This window comes from Pseudomonas viridiflava (assembly GCF_900184295.1).
GTDB lineage: Bacteria > Pseudomonadota > Gammaproteobacteria > Pseudomonadales > Pseudomonadaceae > Aquipseudomonas > Aquipseudomonas viridiflava.
This window is the reverse complement of record NZ_LT855380.1, coordinates 855,936-876,541: the sequence shown is the minus strand read 5'-3', so window position 1 is coordinate 876,541 and position 20,606 is coordinate 855,936. Positions and strand designations below refer to the sequence as shown.

Here is a 20,606-nt window from a genome sequence, read left to right as displayed (position 1 = left end):
TCCCATGAGCATTCTTCAGGCACAGCAACTCGACATCGGCTACGGCGCAACCCGCATTGTGCAGGACCTGTCGTTCAGCCCGCCGCCCGGAAAGGTCACGGCGCTGATCGGCCCCAACGGTTGTGGCAAGTCCACGCTGCTCAAGGCGTTTGCGAGAATTCTCACGCCGCAGGCCGGCAGTCTGAGCCTGGACGGCAAGGCCTACCGCGATCTGTCGGCACGGGATCTGGCCCGCAAGGTGGCGTTTCTGCCGCAGGTATTGCCCATCCCCGAAGGCGTGAGCGTGCGTCAGTTGGTTGCCTATGGCCGCAGTCCGCACAACAGTCTTTGGGGGCGTCTGAGCGGCGCGGATCAGCACAGTGTCAAGCAGGCCTTGCAGCGCATGGAACTGGAGACCCTCGCCGACCGGCCGTTGTCCGACCTGTCCGGCGGGCAACGCCAGCGCGCATGGCTGGCGATGATTCTGGCCCAGGATGCCGCCATCGTGCTGCTCGACGAGCCGACCACCTATCTGGACATCAGCCATCAGGTCGAACTGCTGGACCTGATGCGTGCCCTCAGCGCCGAAGGCAAGACCGTCATCACTGTGTTGCACGACATCAACCAGGCTTGCCGTTACGCCGACCATCTGGCGGTGATGCAGGCCGGGCGGTTGGTGGCCAGCGGTACACCCGGTGACGTACTGAACGCCGAACTGGTGTGTCGAGTGTTCGATGTTCAGGTGCAGATCATGCGCGAACCCGTGGCGGGCACGCCCATGTGCATCGTCGAACGCAGCACTCGCTGCACCAGTTAGCGGCGAAGGGCCTGTAATCTGCACCGTCGCGCTGCATATAAACGGGAGTAGAAGGGTCAGCAGCGCGTCTGCGTCATAACTTGTCTTTGTGGTCAGCTATTTGCATTGGCGGAGTATCCACTCCAACAAGACTGCAAGGAGCAAGACCCGATGCACCTGACCACCCCACGCCGTCCCCTGAAAAAACTGCTGTGCGCCATGACCGCTGTCGTCGGTCTGGGCGCCAGCCTGCTCGCCTCGGCAGCCGATCCGCTGAAAGTCGGCTTCGTCTACATCGGCCCTATCGGCGACCACGGCTGGACCTATCAGCACGAACAGGGCCGCAAGGCGATGGTCGCGGCGCTGGGTGACAAGGTCAGCAGCAGCTACGTGGAAAACGTGCCGGAAGGCGCCGATGCCGAACGTGTGATCCGCAACATGGCCAAGGGCGGCTATGACCTGATCTTCAGCACCTCCTTCGGCTACATGAACCCGACCCTGAAAGTCGCCAAGCAGTTTCCCAAGGTGAAGTTCGAGCACGCCACCGGCTACAAGCAGGACAAGAACATGGGCACTTACCTGGCCCGCACCTATGAAGGCCGTTACGTGGGTGGTTTCATCGCAGCAAAAATGACCAAGACCAAGAAGATCGGTTACGTCGCCTCGTTCCCGATTCCGGAAGTGTTGCGTGACATCGATGCCATCCAGCTGGCGCTGAACAAGTACAACCCCGGCACCGAGATCAAGGTGGTGTGGGTCAACTCCTGGTTCGATCCGGGCAAGGAAGCCGACGCCGCCAACGCGCTGATCGATCAGGGTGTGGACGTGGTGTTCCAACACACCGACAGCCCGGCACCGATCCAGACCGCCGAACGTCGTGGCGTATACGCCGTCGGCTACGCGTCGGACATGGCGCACTTCGGCCCCAAGGCGGTCCTGACCTCCATCGTCAACAACTGGGGGCCGCATTACATTCAAGCTGCCGAAGGCGTGCTCGCGGGTACCTGGAAACCACAGGATTACTGGGGCGGCCTGAAGGAAGGCACGGTTGAGCTGCCGATCAGCGACATCGTCCCTGCCGACGTGAAAGCTGAAGCCCAGACGCTCATTGCCAGCATCGAAAGCGGCGAATTCCATCCGTTCACCGGCCCGATCAAGGACCAGACCGGCACTGTGAAGATCCCGGCTGGCGTGGTCGCAACCAACGCCGAGCTGGCGTCGATGAACTACTACGTCGAAGGCATCAAGGCCGAACTGCCAAAGTAATCTGTCCCGGGATCGCGTCCAGACTCAAAGGGCGCGATCACGCTGAAGACCACCCGACTTCCAGGACCGCTTCATGGATCAGCTTCCCATCATCGATATCGCCCCGCTCTACGGCACGGACACCGAGGCCTGGCAGAGCGTTGCCAGCCAGATCGACAGTGCCTGTCGCGAATGGGGTTTCTTCTACATCACGGGACACCCGATCACACCGCAGCGGATTGAGCAGGTGCAATCGGCTGCCCGGCGTTTCTTCGCCCAACCGGCGGAGGAAAAGCTCAGGATCGACATTACCCAAAGCACTCATCATCGCGGCTATGGCGCCATTGCCACCGAGCAACTGGACCCCAGCCTGCCGAGCGATCTGAAAGAAACCTTCGACATGGGTCTGCACATGGATGCCGGGCATCCTGACGTGCTGGCGGGCAAACCGCTGCGCGGACCGAATCGACATCCCGATCTGCCGGGCTGGGAAAGCCTGATGGAACAGCATTACCTGGACATGCAGGCACTGGCGCAAACCCTGCTGCGTGCCATGACCCTGGCACTGGGCATCGAGCGGGACTTCTTCGACCAGCGCTTCAAGGACCCGGTCAGCGTGCTGCGCATGATTCATTACCCGCCGCGTCACACCGCGACCTCGAAAGAACAGCAAGGCGCAGGCGCGCACACCGATTACGGCTGCATCACCCTGTTGCATCAGGACGCTGCGGGCGGACTGCAAGTGCGTGATGTGCGGGGCGAATGGATCGACGCGCCGCCTATCGAGGGTACGTTCGTGGTCAACCTCGGCGACATGATGGCGCGCTGGAGCAACGATCGTTACCTGTCCACGCCGCACCGGGTCATCAGCCCGCTGGGTGTCGACCGTTACTCGATGCCGTTTTTCGCCGAACCTCATCCGGACACACGCATCGAATGCCTGCCCGGTTGCCAGAGCGAAAGCCAGCCAGCCCGCTATCCTGTCACCACCTGTGCCGAGTTCCTGTTGTCACGCTTTTCCGACACCTATGCCTATCGTCGAGAGCAGGAGAAAGCGTCTTAGTTGAACGGTCGGTCAGGTTTTACCCAACGCGGCGACGTGCATCTGTAGAATGCCCGCGATCTGCACCTGATGAGAAAAGCACATGTACGACTGGTTGAACGCCCTGCCCAAGGCAGAACTGCACCTGCACCTTGAAGGTTCGCTGGAACCCGAGCTGCTGTTTGCCCTGGCCGAGCGCAACAAAATTGCCCTGCCGTGGAACGATGTGGAAGCCCTGCGCAAGGCGTACGCTTTCAATAATCTGCAGGAATTTCTCGACCTGTATTACCAGGGCGCGGACGTGCTGCGCACCGAGCAGGATTTCTACGACCTGACCTGGGCCTACCTGCAACGCTGCAAGGCGCAGAACGTGATTCATACCGAACCGTTCTTCGATCCGCAGACCCACACCGACCGTGGCATTGCATTCGAAGTGGTACTGGCCGGGATCAGCGGAGCGCTCAAAGACGGCAAATCGCAACTGGGCGTCGACAGCGGCTTGATCCTCAGCTTCCTGCGCCACCTGAGCGAAGAAGAGGCCGAGAAAACCCTGACACAGGCACTGCCTTTCCGCGACGCGTTCGTGGCGGTCGGTCTGGACAGCTCGGAAATGGGTCATCCACCGAGCAAGTTCCAGCGCGTCTTTGATCGCGCCCGCAACGAAGGCTTCCTGACCGTGGCCCACGCTGGCGAAGAAGGCCCACCGGAATACATCTGGGAAGCGCTGGACCTGCTGAAGATCGAACGCATCGACCACGGCGTGCGCGCCATCGAAGACGAACGCTTGATGCAGCGCATCATCGACGAACAGATCCCGCTGACCGTCTGCCCGCTGTCCAACACCAAACTCTGCGTGTTCGACGACATGGCTCAACACAACATCCTCGACATGCTGGAGCGCGGTGTGAAGGTCACGGTGAACTCGGACGACCCGGCCTACTTCGGCGGCTACGTCACCGAAAACTTCCACGCCCTGTACACCCATCTGGGCATGACCGAAGACCAGGCCAAACGCCTTGCGCAGAACAGCCTGGATGCACGGCTGGTGAAGCCGTAAATCCGGATTACTTCCTGCGTCCACACCCTCTGATCGTGCCCATGCTCCGCGCTCATCGTTACACACAAGTCATCTGGCTATCGGGAGAGACCGCCCAACTGATGTGCTTTCGTAGCGCGATGGTATGAACACCGCAGATCGCGACGTGGGTGAAGGCTGAGTTCTGGCGCTGATTCGGGGGGCAATCGGCATGGATGCCGATTGAGCTGCACTGGGCCATGGATGGCCCATTTGCAGCGACCCCCGAATCAGTGTCAGGACGAAGGAACCCCGGCGAAGCCGGGGCCGGAACCGGAGCAAAAGGCTTTGCTTACTTTGGCCTCTCAAAGTAAGTCGCCGAGGGGCGAAAAGGTGACTGGAGCCATGCGCTCGGCTCACTGAATCCATAGTCTGTGCCATTTGTGACGCGGAGCGTCACGGGCGGCATGCCCACGCGGAGCGATGGGCACGATCAGTGTTGAGGCAGACTTGTGTATAACGATGAGCGCAGCCCTGGGGTTCAACGCCTCCCACGGTTCGGTGTTCGCTGCGCAGCTCATGCCGCCGATGCAATCTTGCTGATCTCCCGCTGCCCGCTCGATGACACCTGCAAGGTGCAGGATTCTTCGGTCGTGCGCAGCCAGCCCATCTGAATGAACAGTTGCAGCAGCCCTGCGCCCAGCGCACCCCCCAGGTGCGGGCTGCGTTCGCTCCAGTTGGCGCAGGCGCAAACGGTTTCGCGTTTACGCTGGGCGAGCGCCGGAATATAGATCCCGCGTTCGGCGAATTTGGCGATGCCCTTGCTCGTGACTTCGATGCGCTTTTCCTGCTGCTCTATCCACCCGGCACCCAGCAGACGCTGATAAAGCTCGGCCGCCATTTCGCCACCCAAATGGTCGCAACAGATGCGCGCGCGACGCAATGGCAAGGGAGGCATGGGCTGAGCCACACTTCGGCTGATCTGGTCGGCACTGACCAGCGATGCACTGGCCAGCGCCTCGACCGCCGCACCAACCTCGGGCGCCGCCAGGCGAAAAAAGCGCTTGCGACCCCGCGCCTCCTGCTTCAACAGACCGCCGCTGGCCAGACGCGCCAGATGCGCGCCAGCCGAAGAGGTCGAGAGACCCGCCAACAGTGCCAGCTCATCGGCGGGGCGAGCAGTACCATCCATCAAGGCCCAAATCATTGCGCTGCGCTTGGGGTCGGCCAGCAATGTCGCAATCTGGCTGATGCAAGGTGCATATTCCATGTGTTCACTCCCTGTTGAAACATTCATCTAGTGCGATGACATATTGACAGCAATCACGCCTCAGTAAAGTTGAACGCGCATCCAACTTGAAATGACAAGTATAAACTCTGCACCCCATAAGCCGATTGACTAAAACACTTGTAGTCCCGGCCGCAGTCATGTGCGGGAGAGTTACACTCGACCCTGCCTGCACGATTGCGGGCCTCACACAAAGCCGCACGCTGCCGAAAGACCGCCATATACAAGGGCTTCAGGCATACAGCGAGATCAGGCGAATTTTATGCGAGCAAAGATCCAGACGAAAAAGCGGCAGATGGGGGCGATAGGCATCGAATTGAAAAACGCAGAAAGCAAAAAAACTTTGCATAGTTGGACTGCATTTAAACATTATATTTTCCGAAACTTCCGTAGGCTTATTCTTCTACCTTTGTAGCCCTGTAAACTCTGAACAGTTCTTATTGGCTTACAGCATGTTGCCTGCACCGCGTACGAAGCATTTCCAGAAGCAGATTGACCGGTTTGCTCAGTTGCGCGCGATGCGCGCACAACAGATTCAAGGGTGCGAGTTCGCCCAATAAATGCGGCATGACTACCTGCAGGCGCCCGGCCCTGACGTCGGCGGCGACATCCAGCCAGGACTTGTACGCAACACCCTCCCCGGCCACCGCCCAGCGACGCACCACATCGGCGTCGTCGCTGAACCGATTGCCCTTCACCGTCAGACTTATTTCCCGCTTGCCGTCCTCGAAGGTCCATCGGTCATGAACCCGATCGCCAAGCATGTACAGCAGGCAGTTGTGCTGGGCCAGTTGTTCGATGTGTTGCGGCTGGCCATGACGCTTCAAGTAATCGGGAGCCGCGCACAGAACACGTCGATTACCCGGCAGCACCGGCAACGCAACCAGTGTCGAATCTTCCGGCTCGCCGTAACGCAGGGCGACGTCCACGGGCTGGCGGAACAAATCGGCAATGCGATCTCCCAGCAGCAGCCGTACGGTGAGCTGCGGGTGTTGCTGCTGAAATGCATCCAGCCAGGGCAACAGCACGTTACGCCCGAGGTCTGAAGGCGCCGAGAGCTGCAAAACGCCTTCACAGCGATCCTGACTACTGGCCAGCAAACGCTGCCCTTCCTCAAGGCTGCCCAGCGCAGCACGGGCATATTCGAGGAAGCCCTCACCTTCTGCCGTGAGGCGCAGACTGCGGGTCGAGCGCGCCAGCAAGCGCGCGCCCACCTGATGCTCGACGCGTTTGAGCGCCGCACTGGCAACGGCCGCCGACATGTCCATGACCCGAGCAGCCGCAGACAGACTGCCCAGGTCAGCGGCCCGAACGAATAATTGCAAGTCATCAAAACGCAGCATCCGAACGCCTTATTATCAAAAATATATTGAAAGAGCCTGCCGTTCTAGCGGGTTTTATCTTTCCGGGAAATAGCCAATGATCCATTCATCACTTTCTCAACCGAGGACCCGTCATGAAAGCTGTCGCTTATTACCAGTCGCTGCCTGTCAGCAACCCTGATTCCCTGCAGAACATCGAACTGCCCGAGCCGGTTGCCGGTGCGCGAGACCTGCTGGTCGAGGTCAAGGCAATCTCCGTCAATCCGGTGGACACCAAGATCCGCCAGAACGTCTCGCCCGAGAACGGCGACGCCAAAGTGCTGGGCTGGGACGTCGCCGGTGTGGTCAAGGCCGTCGGAAGCGATGTCACGCTGTTCCAGCCGGGCGACAAGGTTTACTACGCAGGTTCGTTGATCCGTCCAGGCGCCAACAGCGAGCTGCACGTGGTGGATGAGCGCATTGTAGGCCACATGCCAAAATCGCTGAGCTTTGCTCACGCCGCAGCCCTGCCGCTCACGGCCATCACTGCGTGGGAACTGCTGTTCGAGCGCCTGCAAATCGTGCAGGGCAAAGGGGAAAGCGGGCAGAGTCTGCTGATCGTCGGCGCAGCGGGTGGTGTGGGCTCGATCCTGACCCAACTGGCGCGGCAGTTGACCGCGCTGAAAGTCATCGGCACCGCGTCACGCGCCGAGACCGAAAGCTGGGTGCGTGAACTGGGTGCCCATGAGGTGCTGGATCACAGCAAGCCGCTGAGCGAAGAGCTCAAGCGCGTCGGCATCCAGGCTGTCACTCACGTCGCCAGCCTGACCCAGACCGAACAGCACCTTGATCAACTGGTCGAAGCGCTCAAGCCTCAGGGCAAGCTGGGCCTGATCGACGACCCCAAGTCGCTGGATGTCTCCAAGCTCAAGCGCAAGAGCCTGTCACTGCACTGGGAGTTCATGTACACCCGTTCGATGTTCGAGACCGACGACATCATCGAGCAGCACAACCTGCTCAATCGCGTGGCGGAACTGGTGGATGCCGGGACGTTGAAGACCACGTTCGGCGAACACTTCGGCACCATCAATGCTGAAAACCTGCGTCGCGCCCACGAACTGCTGGAAAGCGGCAAGGCCAAGGGCAAGATCGTACTGGAAGGGTTCTGAAGCAACAGCGTTCGGCGTTATGTCAGTCATCGCGACAGACACAACGCCTTACTTGATCAGGCTGACGCGACCTGCGCGTCACGCTTGGCCTGCAAGCGACGCGTGTACACCGAAGCGCCGACCGACAGGACGCCGCACAGGCTGATGACCAGCGCCATCGGCGTCGAAGTGCCGTCATGCAGCACCCCCACCAGACTCGCGGCAGCCGCCGCCACACTGAACTGCAGACAACCCAGCAGGGCCGATGCGCTGCCCGCCCGCGCCCACTGGCCGTTCATGGCACAGGCCGAAGCATTGGGAATGATGCAGCCCAGACTCGCGACACAGATGAACAACGGTACCAGCAGCGGCCAGAGCGCCTCGGTGCGCAACCCGGTAATACCGAGCAGCACAAGACCTGCCGCCAGATAGATCCATACCGTGCGTGTCAGCAGAAACGCCGGGCCGGTCTTGCGCAAAATGCGTGCGTTGATCTGTGCAACCGCAATAAATCCCGCCGCGTTCATCCCGAACAGCCAGCCGTAGTGCTCGGCCGGAACTCCGTACAGCTTGATGAACACGAACGGCGAACCGGCCACATAGGCGAACATGCCCGCCATGGCGATACCGCCCGTGAGCGCATGGCCAATGAAGACCCGGTCGGTCAGCAGCCGTCCGTATTGACGCAAGGCGCCACGCAGCGGCTGGCGGGGCGTGGTGGCAGGCATGCTTTCCGGTAGACCCAGCGCAACGGCCGTCAGGCACAACGCACTGAAGAGCGTCAGGCTGATGAAGATCGACTGCCAGCCAAAGGCATTGACCAGTATCCCGCCGAGCATCGGCGCCAGAATCGGTGCCAGGCCCATGACCAGCATCAACTGCGAAAACACCTTGGCCGATTCGACGGCATTGCATTTGTCGCTGACGATCGCCCGGGACAACACCATCCCCGCGCAGCCGCCCAGTGCCTGCACGAAGCGGGCAGCAATCAGCCATTCAAGGCTTGGCGCGAAGGCACAGGCCACCGAGGCCAGCGTGAACAGGCTGACGCCCACCAGCATGGGAATGCGCCGCCCGAAACGGTCGGCCACCGGCCCGTAGGCCAACTGGCCCAGCGACAGGCCAAGGAAATACGCTGCCAGGGTCAGCTGAACATGTTTTTCATCAGTGGCGAAGTACGACGCCATGGCCGGGAAGCCAGGCAGATAGAAGTCGATGGCCAACGGGCCAAAAGCGCTCAGTGCGCCAAGTATCAGGATTGTGCGTAAATTCATCGGGCTTCCATAGCGATGCAGAGCAGCCCGTCAGTTTAACCGGCTTACCCTGCAGAGGACGGAATGCGAGGAAATTAATTCAAGATTTTTCTGCCCAGTACAGCTGACATCAGGTGGATCGAGCAAACCGTGTTACTGCGTCTTCCACATCGCGCTGTCGCGCAGCAAACACGGACCGTGGGAGGCGGCTGCCAGCGATCTGCCGAGAACCGGCGGCAGAACGGAAACACGCGGTGCGTCAGATGCAATCCGGGGACGCTGCGCAGCCCATCGCTGCCGTCGTAACCTGCGAGAACTCCCACGCCCTCCGGGCAGAAAGCAGATGTATGTAAATTCCAGTAACCAGGGTCAAGCCAGTTGCGCCTGATAACCCTCTTCACCCATCAGCCTGATGATGTGTTCGGCACTCAACGTGCTCTCTACCTTGACCTCTTTGCTGGCCAGTTCGACCTGTACTTCGGCGGCTGGGTCTTCATGCTTGATGGCCTGGGTGACAGCTCGTACACAGTGCCCGCAGGTCATGCCCTGAACAGTGAACAATTGCATGTGATGCTCCTCTGAGAGTGAATGACAGGCATCTTCAACCTTGTCATCGTGGCAAGGTCAAGTTTTTGTATTGTCTGCCGGGCTGGCGTTCGGCGTTGTCGTGAGCCAAGCTCCATCATCGACGTTTCCATCAGGAGTATCAGCAATGCGCTGGTCAGCAGTCAGCCTCTTCAGCATTCTCGGTCTGGTCGCCGTCGCACCCGCCGTTCAGGCCGCCCAGGATTACGGCATCCTGATCATCTCGCGGGAGCGTCTGGAAGTGGCGACCTCCTGTGAGATCGGTATCTACATTCAGGATCAACTGGCCGGGCGACTGTTCCAGGAAGATTCGGTGTCGTTCAACCTGCCGGCCGGCCCGGTGTCTGTGCGCCTGCGTACGCTGCCCGGCAAGATCGTGGGCTGTGAACCGGGACTGGAAGCGCCGACCAATACCACTATCCAGATGCACGCCGGGGACATCCTCAAGTACCGCATCGCGACCAGCCTCAAAGGCATGTACCTCAAGAAAGCCGACCTCAACTATTGATTCGCGCTTGACCTTGCCCATGTGGCAAGGTTGATCCTTGCAGGCACACAGCCTCAGGGAGTGAAAGAGATGCAAGACACCCTCACCTTCGACCTGCCCATCAGCGGCATGACCTGCGCCAGTTGCGCAGGTCGGGTCGAGCGTGCCCTGGCCAAGGTGCCAGGAGTCAATAGCGTGACGGTCAACCTGGCCAACGAACGCGCCCACGTGCAGGTCCAGCCTCAGACCGATCCACAGACCCTCATCAACGCAGTCAGCCACGCCGGCTACAGCGCGACTCTGTTGCAGGACGAGCGCGTCGAAGCCGACCGCAAGGCTGACACGCTGCATCGCGAACGCTGGGCGTTGCTGCTGGCGATTCTGCTCGCAGTGCCATTGGTCGTGCCAATGCTGCTGTCGCCGCTGGGCGTGCACTGGATGCTGCCCGCCTGGGCGCAGGCCGCGCTGGCCACACCGGTGCAGTTCATTCTCGGTGCGCGCTTTTACGTGGCCGCCTGGAAAGCCGTCAGGTCGGGCGCAGGCAACATGGATTTGCTGGTCGCCATTGGCACCAGCGCCGGTTATGGCCTGAGCCTCTATCAATGGCTGACCGCTGCGCCGGGCACCGCGCCGCACCTGTATTTCGAAGCCTCGGCCGTGGTCATCGCGCTGGTGCTGCTCGGCAAGTACCTGGAGAGCCGCGCCAAGCGCCAGACCGCCAGCGCAATTCGCGCCCTTGAAGCTCTACGACCGGACCGGGCCTTGCGGGTAGTGGACGGCATTGAGCAGGAGGTAGCCATCAGCGAACTGCAGCTAGAGGATCGGGTGCTGGTCAAACCGGGAGAGCGTTTCCCGGTGGATGGCGATGTCATCGAAGGCCACAGCCACGCTGACGAAGCCCTGATCACTGGCGAAAGCCTGCCAGTGGCCAAAGAACCCGGCGACCGGGTTACCGGCGGGGCCATCAATGGCGAAGGTCGGTTGCTGGTCAGGACCACGGCGCTGGGCTCGGAAACGGTTCTGGCGCGCATCATTCGTCTGGTCGAAGACGCCCAGACCGGCAAGGCACCGATTCAGCGGCTGGTCGACCGGGTCAGCCAGGTATTCGTACCCGTCGTATTGCTGATCGCCTTTATCACCCTCGCGGGCTGGCTGTTGGCGGGCGCTTCGCTGGAAGTGGCGCTGATCAATGCGGTCACCGTGCTGGTGATCGCCTGCCCCTGTGCGCTGGGTCTGGCCACACCGACCGCGATCATGGCGGGCACCGGTGTCGCGGCGCGCCACGGCATTCTGATCAAGGACGCCGAGGCGCTGGAGCGTGCCCACGAGGTCACGGCCGTGGTCTTCGACAAGACCGGTACGCTGACCTCCGGTACGCCCCGGATCACCAACATGATTGCGCTGGAAGGCAATGAGGAACAGTTGCTGCAACGAGCGGGTGCCTTGCAGCGTGGCAGTGAGCATCCCTTGGCCAAGGCGGTACTGGATGTCTGTCACGAATGGCAGTTGAAGCTGGACGAGATCGAGAACAGTCATGCGCTGAGCGGACGAGGCATCGCCGGCACGGTTCAAGGTCACGAACTGGTGCTGGGCAATCGGCGTCTGCTGGAAGAAAGCGGCCTGCCAATGGGCGATCTGGCGGAATCGGCGCGCATCTGGGAGGCTGAAGGGCGGACGTTGTCCTGGCTGATCGAACGGGCGCCCGATCCGCACGTCATCGGCCTGTTTGCATTCGGGGACTCGCTCAAGCCGGGCACGGACGAGGCCGTGCGTGAGCTCAATGCACGCGGCATCACCAGCCACCTGCTGACGGGCGACAATCGCGGCAGCGCCCAGGCGGTCGCCAAAGCGCTGGGCATTCACGACGTGCACGCTGAAGTCCTGCCTGCCGACAAATCGGCAACCGTCATGCAGTTGAAAAGCCATAACGTGGTGGCGATGGTCGGTGACGGCATCAACGATGCGCCCGCGCTGGCTGCCGCCGACATCGGCATTGCGATGGGCAGCGGCACCGACGTCGCCATGCAGGCCGCCGGTATCACGTTGATGCGCGGCGACCCGCGCCTTGTGCCTGCTGCGCTGGACATCAGCCGCCGCACCTACGCCAAGATCCGTCAGAACCTGTTCTGGGCCTTTGTCTACAACCTGATCGGTATTCCCCTGGCAGCGTTCGGCTATCTCAACCCGGTGCTCGCCGGGGCGGCCATGGCGTTGTCCAGCGTGAGCGTGGTGAGCAATGCCCTGCTGCTCAAGACCTGGAAACCCAAAGACCCGGGAGACACGCAATGAACATCGGCCAAGCGGCAAGCAAAAGCGGCCTCAGCGCCAAGATGATCCGTTATTACGAATCCATCGGCCTGCTGCAGGCGGCGCATCGCAGCGACAGCGGCTATCGGATTTACAGCCCGGAAGACCTGCACACCCTGGCCTTCATCAAGCGCTCGCGGGATCTGGGGTTTTCACTGGAAGAAGTCGGCAAGCTGCTGACCCTGTGGCAGGACCGCCAGCGCGCCAGCGCCGACGTCAAAGCCCTTGCCCGCCAGCACATCGTCGAGCTGAACCGCAAGATCGACGAACTGGCCGGACTGCGCGACACGCTTCAGGATCTGGTGGAACACTGCCAGGGCAACGACCGCCCCGACTGCCCGATCCTCAAGGACCTGGCGTCGGGCGGGTGTTGTTCATGAGGTGACGCGGAGCGTCACGGGCTGCATGCCCACGATGGGCACGATCGGCGTCGGGTGATGATCGTTCCTACGCTCTGCGTGGGAATGCCGCCCAGGACGTTCCGCGTCAGCCTTGAGGCTGACGCGGAGCGCTCTGTCACTGCAACCAGGGCGGTGGCGGTTCTTCGGCGGATTTGCTCGGTGGAGCATCGTCGGCAGCGCGGGCGGCCTGGCGACGGGCTTCGTCCAGACGGGCGGCTTCGATTTCGCGCAGTACGCCGCCCACATCGGCTTCGTCCTCCGGCTCGTCGAATTCACCGGTCAACACGGTCGCAGGCGACAACGTACCGGCCTCGTAATACGACCACATCTCCTTGGCGTACTTGGTGTTTCTGAGTTCCGGCGCAAAGCGACCGAAATACAGCGCCATGTTGCCCACATCACGTTCGAGCATGCTGAACGCATGGTTGTTGCCCGCCGCATCCACCGCCTGCGGCAGGTCGATGATGACCGGACCGCTGGGCGCCAGCAGCACGTTGAACTCGGACAGGTCACCGTGCACCAGACCGGCACATAGCATCAGCACGATCTGCTCGATGAGGAACGCGTGATATTCACGCGCCTGATCCGGCTCCAGCACCACATCATTCAGACGCGGCGCGGCATCGCCGTACTCGTCGGCCACCAGCTCCATGAGCAGCACGCCTTCGAGGAAGTCATACGGCTTGGGCACTCGCACGCCCGCACTGGCCAGACGGAACAGCGCGGCCACTTCGGCGTTCTGCCACGCGTCTTCGGTTTCTTTACGGCCGAACTTCGAACCCTTGGCCATCGCCCGGGCCTGTCGGCTGTTGCGTACCTTGCGGCCTTCCTGATATTCGGCCGCCTGACGGAAACTGCGTTTGTTCGCCTCCTTGTAAACCTTGGCACACCGCAGCTCTTTGCCGCAGCGCACCACATAAACAGCTGCCTCTTTACCACTCATGAGTGGGCGCAGCACCTCGTCGACCAGACCGTCTTCGATCAGGGGTTCAATGCGTTTAGGAGTTTTCATCAGCTTTTATTGTGGGTCCTTTGTGGCCAGATACGCGATTGTTGCCGTTATACGGCAATCCTCCGCCAGCGAGTAGAGGGAAAGTCTTTTGAATTGCGCGGATTATTGCCGAAAATTCACGCAATGCCCCGGTTTCAAGCACCTTTCATGCCGCATGGCCCTGCAAAGATAATACGCAGCAAAACGTGTAATGCCTGAAAATGGCTGGGCTATTTGAAGAGTTCGCCAGGCGTGTGACCGAACAACCCCTTGAAAGCGGCAATGAATGCGGAGGTCGAATCGTAGCCACAGGCCAGTGCAGCGCTGGTCACGCTGCTGCCCCCTTCCAGCGCATTCAGGGATGACAACAGCCGCGCCCGCTGACGCCAGCCCCGAAAACTCAGACCCGTTTCACGCTGAAACAGGCGCATCAGGGTTTTCTCCGAGGTGCCCAGGCGTGCAGCCCAGTCGTGAAGGGAAATCACCTGATCTGGCGCTTCGATCAGCTCGTTGCACAACCCCAGCAGGCGAGCGTGGCGAGGCAGTGGCAAAGAGAAGCCGACCTCCGGCAGATCCGACAACTGGTCGAGCAGCACCTGGACCAGACGCGACTCAGGGCTGTCGTGTTCGGGATAGGTCGCAGGCAACAGGCAGAAGCGCTTGATCAGCTCACGCGCCAGCGGCGTGACCTCCAGCACGCGACACCGCTCGGGTGCCCAGCACGAGTCTTCACGGCGGATATACAGGCTGCGCATTTCGGCACGCATAGAGGTGACCACCTCATGCTCCAGACCTGCCGGAATCCACACACCCCACTGCGGCGGTGCGAAGAAGCTGCCCTCGGCGGTATGCACGCCCAGAACGCCACTGATGGCGTAGGAAAACTGCACCCACTCGTGCTGGTGCGCCGGTGTCCAGGAGCCCGCCCCCAGGCTTTCGGCACGCGCATAAACAGGGCGCGGCAGATCATCCAGCGCCGGTATCTGTCGCTGCCCCTCAAGCGGGCGGCGATCAATCTGTCCGTTGGAAGGCATGTTATGACCTTATGTCGTAAGACGGCTGTTGACCGACAGAGTAGCCTGCGCACATTCCCGTTTACAAAAGTTACCCGAGCGTTCCATGCAATCACTCAAACACTTCAAGCGTGTCGCCACCGACTGGTTCCTCTGGGGCATGGTGCTCGCGACAGTGCTGGCGTACTTCTTCCCACGGTTTGGCGCGACCGGCGGCAGCATGCATGCCGAATACGTCATCAACATCGGCGTCTTCGTGGTGTTCTTCCTGCACGGGGTCAACCTGTCCAGCGAGCAGATCAAAAAGGGCCTGAGCAACTGGCGACTGCACGTGATGATTCAGGCGTTTACCTTCGTGGTATTCCCGCTCATCTGGCTGGCCTGCGACAAGCTGCTGGGCTCGCATGTCCCGGCACTGTTGATGCTGGGTTTCTTCTACCTGTGCGCCCTGCCCTCGACCATTTCTTCGTCCGTGGCCCTGACCGGCAGCGCGGGCGGTAACGTACCGGCAGCCATTCTCAACGCCAGCATGTCCAGCGTGCTGGGGATTTTCATCACGCCATGGCTGGTCAGTCTGGTAATCGGCAGCGGTACGGGCGGGATCGATCTGAGTGACACGCTGTTGAAACTGAGCGCCCTGCTGTTGCTGCCACTGGTGCTGGGCCAGTTGCTGCGGCCGTTGCTGGGCAAATTCTTTGCGCGTCACAAGAAGTACACCAACATCATCGACAAGCTGGTGATTCTGCTGCTGGTCTACGCCGCCTTCTGCAATTCGATGATTTCCGGGATGTGGCAGAGCCAGGGCAACAGCGTAATCCTGACCGCCTTTATCGGCACCGCCGTGCTGCTCGCAGTCATCCTGCTGATGACCACCCGCGCTGCACGCCTGCTGAAGTTCGATCACGCAGACAAGGTCGCGGCGGTGTTCTGCGCGACCAAAAAGTCGCTGGCCGCCGGTGCGCCGATGGCCGCGTTGATTTTCGGCAGCAATCCCGGGCTGGGCCTGATTCTGTTGCCGATCATGATCTACCACCCGATGCAGCTGATCGTCTGTTCGGTCATCGCCGAAAACTACGCCAACCGTCATCGCCAGCAATTGTCGGAAGCGGCGCTGGAGGAAGCGCGAACCGCCTGAGGAAGCGCTACATCAGCGCGTCGTCGTCGAGGGTCACGCGCGCGTAAAACACAATCGCGACAGTCGGGATCAGCGCGGAATAACCCGGCTTGAGTGCCGTGCTGAAGCGCGTAAACACCCGTTGAACCGGCGCCTGACGAATCGCCGCGAGCAACCCTTTCAACGAACCGGGCTGACGCTCGGCCGGTTCAAGGGTGGCAACTGCGCGGCTCGCCGACTCAGTGGGCAGTTCTTTATTGCTCGCAGGCTTGAAGATTGACCCTACCGTAAGACGCTCGGCCAGGGTATCGACATGCCGGGCATACACGTCCCACGGCATGGCCTTGACACTGGCGATCGGCATTTCAGCCAGCGGGTGCGCTTTGGTGAAGGCATGCCGGAAGAAAGTCCTGAGCAACAACTCTTCGACTTCGACCACGGTGGCGCACTGATGTAACGCCTCACCCAGATCGTATTGCCGGGCCAACATGCCGAGCACGCGGGTGTACGAGATGCCGTGACGGCGCGCCGCATTGACCACGCAGTGCCCGGCGACCAGCTGAAATTCGCGGACGAAGGCGTAGGTGCGGTCTTCGTCCGAGTCCTTGAGGTGCGTCCAGCGACTGGTGCGCAGGTGCCTGATCGCCGCGTCCAGCAGATAATCCGGCGAACGGGCCAGCACGCTGTGCAGGTAGATGTCCTGCAGGACCGGGTCCTGATTCGTCAGTTGCAACGCGACGTCGTCCAGATCCATGCCTTCGCAGCCGCTGAAACAGGTGGCGATCAGCACCTCCTGCAGACGGTTCCAATAGTGATGGTGGCGATAGCCCTGCATATAGACGTTTTCAAAGTGCTCGACCGGCCCGCGCCCCAGGCTCTTCTCGCCCAGATTGAGCAGCAGCACATGGTCTTCGCTAGACCAGGCGTTGATCAGCCGCCCGGAGACACGTCGTTTAAGTACCCTGGCGTCGTCCGCCGAGACACGCACCGCCGCCGCCATGAGCAGCACATCGCCGATCACCAAGCCATGCTCGGGTGGCCGGTCCAGCCCCTTGAGCGCACTGATCAGCAGCCGTCCACCCAGCGAATGGCCGATCAGGTTGACCCGTGTCACCTCTGGATGCTGTTCGAACAGGTAACGGTCCAGTTGCGCCAGCAGCACCTTGCCCATGGCTTCGGCGCGGGAGCGGATGCGTGAAAAGTGATACGCGCGATCCCCCGCCAGCGCAGCGGCACCGGCCAGCGGATGCACGCGGGCGGCAGCCACCAGAAGGCCACGAGAGCGATTGTCCATTTGTGTGAAATGGCTCGACGGCCAGAACGCCAGAATATTCACACGCTGACGCAGCGCCGCCGGAATGCTGTTGGCCAGCAGGCGTCGGTCGTTGAGATCATGCCCCGACGAATAGCCATGGATGAAGATATTGGCAACGCTGCCAGAAGGTCTGGGCAGCGTCAGAAACTTGAAATGATTGTCCACGTTGTCCTGTTTCGCCTGACCGTGGCGCTCCCGTTCAATTTCTGACAATGAATCGCTTGGCGATCAGCATGATCAGCCGCAGGCAGAACGCCACACCGGTCAGCGAGATGACGACCTTGGCGACCAGAATGAAATAGCTTTCGACGTCTTCGGAAATCAGACCGATCAACAGCCCCATGCCGCCAATCAAGAGACCGATCAGCACCAGCCCGATGTAAGGACGCAGCCAGCGGGATCTGGAACCCTTGTCGAACAGGTAAAGCAAGGCACCCACCAGGATCAGGAGTACCGCCACGCCAATAATGAGTCCCATCCGTCACCCGTCCGCGCTGCAAAACCGTACGGGACCTGTCAGCCCCGCAGTCGTCGATTATGCCGACGACCCCGGTCTATTGCCATCGGCGTGACGATAGGTCTCTAGCGCTCCAGAATCGCCGTCACGCCCTGCCCGCCCGCTGCGCAGATAGAGATCAGTCCGCGCCCGCTGCCTGCGGCGTCCAGCAGTTTGGCCAGATTGGCGACAATACGCCCGCCGGTCGCCGCGAAGGGGTGACCCGCAGCCAGCGAGCTGCCCTTGACGTTCATCCGGCTGCGATCAATGGAGCCCAGCGGCGCATCCAGTCCCAGGCGCGTTTTGCAGTAATCGGCGTCCTCCCAGGCTTTGAGCGTGCACAGCACCTGAGCGGCAAAGGCTTCGTGGATCTCGTAGTAATCGAAGTCCTGAAGCGTCAGACCGTTGCGTGCCAGCAGGCGCGGCACGGCGTAGACCGGCGCCATCAGCAGGCCTTCCTCGCCTCTGACGAAATCCACGGCTGCCGCTTCTCCATCACGCCAGTAAGCCAGTACCGGCAGGCCGCGCTCCCTGGCCCATTCTTCGCTGGCCAGCAGCACCACCGAGGCGCCGTCGGTCAGTGGCGTGGAGTTGCCCGCTGTCAGGGTGCCTTTGGCGCTGCGCTCGAAGGCTGACTTGAGGCTCGCGAGTTTCTCCAGCGTCAGGTCGGGGCGCAGGTTGTTGTCGCGATTGAGCCCCAGGTACGGCGTCATCAAGTCGTCCTGCCAGCCCTCAGCGTAGGCCGCAGCCATCTTCTGATGGCTTTCCAGCGCCAACTGATCCTGAGGCGCACGCTCGATGCCCCAGTGCTGCGCCATCAGTTCGCAGTGCTGGCCCATCGACAGACCGGTACGCGGCTCGCCATTGCGCGGCAGCTCCGGCTTGAGATTGTGCGGACGCAACTGCATCAGTGCCTTGAGCTTGTCGCCTGTGCTCTTGCTGCGATTGACCTGCAACAGAATGCTGCGCAGGTCCTCGTTGACCCCGATCGGTGCATCGGACGTGGTGTCCACGCCACCCGCGATGCCGCATTCGATCTGCCCCAGGGCGATCTTGTTGGCCACCAGCAACGCCGCTTCGAGCCCCGTGCCGCAGGCCTGTTGAATATCATAGGCCGGGGTTTGCGCCGACAGCCGCGAGCCCAGCACGCATTCGCGGGTCAGGTTGAAGTCGCGGGAATGCTTGAGCACCGCACCGGCCACCACTTCGCCCATGCGCAGCCCGTGCAGATTGAAGCGTTCGATCAGGCCCTCCAGCGCTGCGGTGAGCATGTCCTGATTGCTGGCCGTGACATACGGGCCGTTGGAGCGGGCGAACGGAATGCGATTGCCACCGACGATGGCGACCCGGCGAGTCTGCGTCATGGAAAACTTCCTTTCTTCAAACGGATGGATGAACAGCGTAGATGAGCAAGAACAAACTTCGTTCGACTGTGGTCCATTCCTTTGAACCCCGACCCGAGGAGAGTGTTCCATGCCGTCAGATCGCTATATCGATTTCGCCAACTCCGACGTAGGCCGTCGCCTGGTGAAAGCCGTCGGTCTGCCGACTCCGACACGCCTGGAGCGTTGGCAGGCCGGACGCCTTCGGCCAATCGAAGGCACACTGCTGATCAGCGCAGGCCCGCTGGCCGATCAGGTTCGGGGGTTTGCCCATCGTCTGACCGACTCGCTGTACAGCTTTGGCAGCGACATGCCGGGCGCAACCGCCTGGGTCTCCAACCAGGGGCCTAAGCTCAAGGCCGTGGTGTTTGATGCCAGTACGCTGCTAAGGACCGATCAGCTCAGACAGTTGCGCGATTTCTTCCAACCGCTGCTGCGTTGCCTGGACACCTGCGCTCATGTGGTGATCCTCACCCGGTCCCCGCAAGCGCTTGAAGATCCACTGGCGGCCAGCACCCAACAGGCGATAGAAGGCTTCAGCCGCTCATTGGGTAAGGAGCTGCGCAACGGTTCTACTGTAAAACTACTGCAGGTGGATGAAGGCGCCGAGGATCAACTCGAAGGCGCGCTGCGTTTCTTTCTGACGCCCAAGAGCGCGTTCATCTCTGGCCAGTTTTTGCACCTGACACCTTGCACCTCGCAAGTGCAGGACTGGAGCCGTCCGCTGGCTGGGCGCAAGGCACTGGTGACCGGTGCTGCACGGGGCATTGGCGCATCAATCGCCGAAACCCTGACCCGTGACGGCGCTCAGGTCATCCTGCTGGATGTGCCGCAGTCCCGCTCGGATCTGGAAGCCCTGGCCTCACGCCTCGGTGGGCAGGCACTTGCGCTGGACATCTGCGCTGCGGATGCGCCTGGGCAGTTGCTGGAACACCTTCAGGGCGGCATCGACATTCTGGTGCACAACGCTGGCATCACCCGTGACAAGACCCTGGCCAACATGCCTGAAGACTTCTGGGACTCGGTGCTGGCCGTCAACCTCAATGCGCCGCAGGTGCTGACACAGACCTTGCTGGACCACGGCGCGCTCAACGACGACGCGCGGGTGATCCTCATGGCCTCGATCAACGGCATCGCCGGTACTCGCGGACAGACCAACTACACCACCAGCAAGGCCGGTCTGATTGGCTACGCCCGCGCGATGGCACCCGGACTCAAGGCACGCGGCATCAGCATCAATGCCGTTGCACCGGGCTTCATCGAAACCCGAATGACCGCCCAGATGCCCTTCACCCTGCGTGAAGCCGGGCGACGCATGAGTTCACTCGGTCAGGGCGGTCTGCCACAAGACGTCGCCGAAGCCGTGGCCTGGTTCAGCCAGCCGGGCAGCGGCTCGGTCAGCGGCCAGGTATTGCGCGTCTGTGGTCAAAACGTCATCGGGGCGTAAT

Annotated in this window: 19 protein-coding genes; 10 read left to right on the top strand and 9 right to left on the bottom strand. The window is 61.3% G+C overall.

What is annotated here, in order from left to right:
• The first annotated feature begins 4 nt into the window (after positions 1 to 4).
• From fecE to CFBP1590_RS04285, 4 genes are all read left to right on the top strand, one after another.
• Positions 5 to 796 carry a Fe(3+) dicitrate ABC transporter ATP-binding protein FecE gene (gene fecE, locus CFBP1590_RS04300; RefSeq protein WP_058431544.1) on the top strand — a complete coding sequence of 264 codons (792 nt, stop codon included), beginning with the start codon at positions 5 to 7 and terminating at the stop codon, positions 794 to 796.
• A 150-nt stretch (positions 797 to 946) separates the two neighbouring features.
• The gene (locus CFBP1590_RS04295) at positions 947 to 2,041 is read left to right on the top strand and encodes a BMP family ABC transporter substrate-binding protein (RefSeq protein ID WP_029243530.1); all 1,095 of its coding nucleotides are present in this window, start codon (positions 947 to 949) and stop codon (positions 2,039 to 2,041) included.
• Between the two features lie 73 nt (positions 2,042 to 2,114).
• On the top strand, positions 2,115 to 3,083 hold the full coding sequence (locus CFBP1590_RS04290; protein ID WP_025995914.1) for a 2-oxoglutarate and iron-dependent oxygenase domain-containing protein: 969 nt from the start codon (positions 2,115 to 2,117) through the stop codon (positions 3,081 to 3,083).
• Between the two features lie 82 nt (positions 3,084 to 3,165).
• Entirely contained in the window at positions 3,166 to 4,119 is a 954-nt protein-coding gene (locus CFBP1590_RS04285) for an adenosine deaminase (protein ID WP_088234528.1), read from the top strand.
• A 535-nt stretch (positions 4,120 to 4,654) separates the two neighbouring features.
• Here CFBP1590_RS04285 and CFBP1590_RS04280 read toward each other — a convergent pair.
• On the bottom strand, positions 4,655 to 5,347 hold the full coding sequence (locus tag CFBP1590_RS04280) for an ArsR/SmtB family transcription factor (protein WP_025995916.1): 693 nt from the start codon (positions 5,345 to 5,347) through the stop codon (positions 4,655 to 4,657).
• Positions 5,348 to 5,802: 455 nt separating this feature from the next.
• On the bottom strand, positions 5,803 to 6,708 hold the full coding sequence (vimR, locus tag CFBP1590_RS04275) for a transcription regulator VimR (RefSeq protein ID WP_088234527.1): 906 nt from the start codon (positions 6,706 to 6,708) through the stop codon (positions 5,803 to 5,805).
• A gap of 113 nt (positions 6,709 to 6,821) precedes the next feature.
• Between vimR and CFBP1590_RS04270 the strand changes: the two genes are divergently transcribed.
• Entirely contained in the window at positions 6,822 to 7,835 is a 1,014-nt protein-coding gene (locus CFBP1590_RS04270; RefSeq protein ID WP_025995918.1) for a zinc-binding alcohol dehydrogenase family protein, read from the top strand.
• 56 nt (positions 7,836 to 7,891) lie between these two features.
• Here the strand turns inward: CFBP1590_RS04270 and CFBP1590_RS04265 are convergent, their stop codons facing one another.
• A complete protein-coding gene (locus tag CFBP1590_RS04265) occupies positions 7,892 to 9,088 on the bottom strand; it encodes a multidrug effflux MFS transporter (RefSeq protein ID WP_088234526.1) in 1,197 nt (398 codons plus the stop codon).
• 348 nt (positions 9,089 to 9,436) lie between these two features.
• Positions 9,437 to 9,634 (bottom strand): heavy-metal-associated domain-containing protein, encoded by a 198-nt coding sequence (locus CFBP1590_RS04260; protein ID WP_043305184.1) that lies wholly within the window; start codon positions 9,632 to 9,634, stop codon positions 9,437 to 9,439.
• A gap of 145 nt (positions 9,635 to 9,779) precedes the next feature.
• On the opposite strand from CFBP1590_RS04260, the gene CFBP1590_RS04255 reads away from it, so the two are divergent.
• The 3 genes from CFBP1590_RS04255 (at position 9,780) to cueR (ending at position 12,826) form a co-directional block, all read left to right on the top strand.
• Positions 9,780 to 10,160, top strand: a complete 381-nt coding sequence (locus tag CFBP1590_RS04255; protein WP_088234525.1) for a hypothetical protein — start codon at positions 9,780 to 9,782, stop codon at positions 10,158 to 10,160.
• A 69-nt stretch (positions 10,161 to 10,229) separates the two neighbouring features.
• The gene (locus CFBP1590_RS04250; RefSeq protein ID WP_088234524.1) at positions 10,230 to 12,428 is read left to right on the top strand and encodes a heavy metal translocating P-type ATPase; all 2,199 of its coding nucleotides are present in this window, start codon (positions 10,230 to 10,232) and stop codon (positions 12,426 to 12,428) included.
• Entirely contained in the window at positions 12,425 to 12,826 is a 402-nt protein-coding gene (gene cueR, locus CFBP1590_RS04245; protein WP_029243974.1) for a Cu(I)-responsive transcriptional regulator, read from the top strand. Before CFBP1590_RS04250 ends, cueR begins: the two co-directional genes overlap by 4 nt.
• 136 nt (positions 12,827 to 12,962) lie before the next feature.
• Here the strand turns inward: cueR and CFBP1590_RS04240 are convergent, their stop codons facing one another.
• Both CFBP1590_RS04240 and CFBP1590_RS04235 read right to left on the bottom strand, forming a co-directional pair.
• Positions 12,963 to 13,859 (bottom strand): PA4780 family RIO1-like protein kinase, encoded by an 897-nt coding sequence (locus CFBP1590_RS04240; protein WP_004882953.1) that lies wholly within the window; start codon positions 13,857 to 13,859, stop codon positions 12,963 to 12,965.
• Between the two features lie 209 nt (positions 13,860 to 14,068).
• Positions 14,069 to 14,872 carry an AraC family transcriptional regulator gene (locus tag CFBP1590_RS04235; RefSeq protein ID WP_088234523.1) on the bottom strand — a complete coding sequence of 268 codons (804 nt, stop codon included), beginning with the start codon at positions 14,870 to 14,872 and terminating at the stop codon, positions 14,069 to 14,071.
• Positions 14,873 to 14,957: 85 nt separating this feature from the next.
• Between CFBP1590_RS04235 and CFBP1590_RS04230 the strand changes: the two genes are divergently transcribed.
• Positions 14,958 to 15,986: a bile acid:sodium symporter family protein gene (locus CFBP1590_RS04230; protein WP_088234522.1), complete on the top strand. Its 1,029-nt coding sequence runs from the start codon at positions 14,958 to 14,960 to the stop codon at positions 15,984 to 15,986.
• A 7-nt stretch (positions 15,987 to 15,993) separates the two neighbouring features.
• Here CFBP1590_RS04230 and CFBP1590_RS04225 read toward each other — a convergent pair whose 3' ends face one another.
• The 3 genes from CFBP1590_RS04225 to CFBP1590_RS04215 all read right to left on the bottom strand — a co-directional run bounded on the left by CFBP1590_RS04225 (position 15,994) and on the right by CFBP1590_RS04215 (position 19,140).
• Entirely contained in the window at positions 15,994 to 17,445 is a 1,452-nt protein-coding gene (locus tag CFBP1590_RS04225) for a DUF726 domain-containing protein (RefSeq protein WP_088236359.1), read from the bottom strand.
• Positions 17,446 to 17,479: 34 nt separating this feature from the next.
• The gene (locus CFBP1590_RS04220; RefSeq protein ID WP_004882949.1) at positions 17,480 to 17,758 is read right to left on the bottom strand and encodes a hypothetical protein; all 279 of its coding nucleotides are present in this window, start codon (positions 17,756 to 17,758) and stop codon (positions 17,480 to 17,482) included.
• A 104-nt stretch (positions 17,759 to 17,862) separates the two neighbouring features.
• The gene (locus CFBP1590_RS04215; protein ID WP_088234521.1) at positions 17,863 to 19,140 is read right to left on the bottom strand and encodes an acetyl-CoA C-acetyltransferase; all 1,278 of its coding nucleotides are present in this window, start codon (positions 19,138 to 19,140) and stop codon (positions 17,863 to 17,865) included.
• 109 nt (positions 19,141 to 19,249) lie between these two features.
• Here CFBP1590_RS04215 and CFBP1590_RS04210 point away from each other — a divergent pair, with 109 nt between their 5' ends.
• Positions 19,250 to 20,605 carry a 3-oxoacyl-ACP reductase gene (locus tag CFBP1590_RS04210; protein ID WP_004882947.1) on the top strand — a complete coding sequence of 452 codons (1,356 nt, stop codon included), beginning with the start codon at positions 19,250 to 19,252 and terminating at the stop codon, positions 20,603 to 20,605.
• Position 20,606 lies beyond the last annotated feature (1 nt).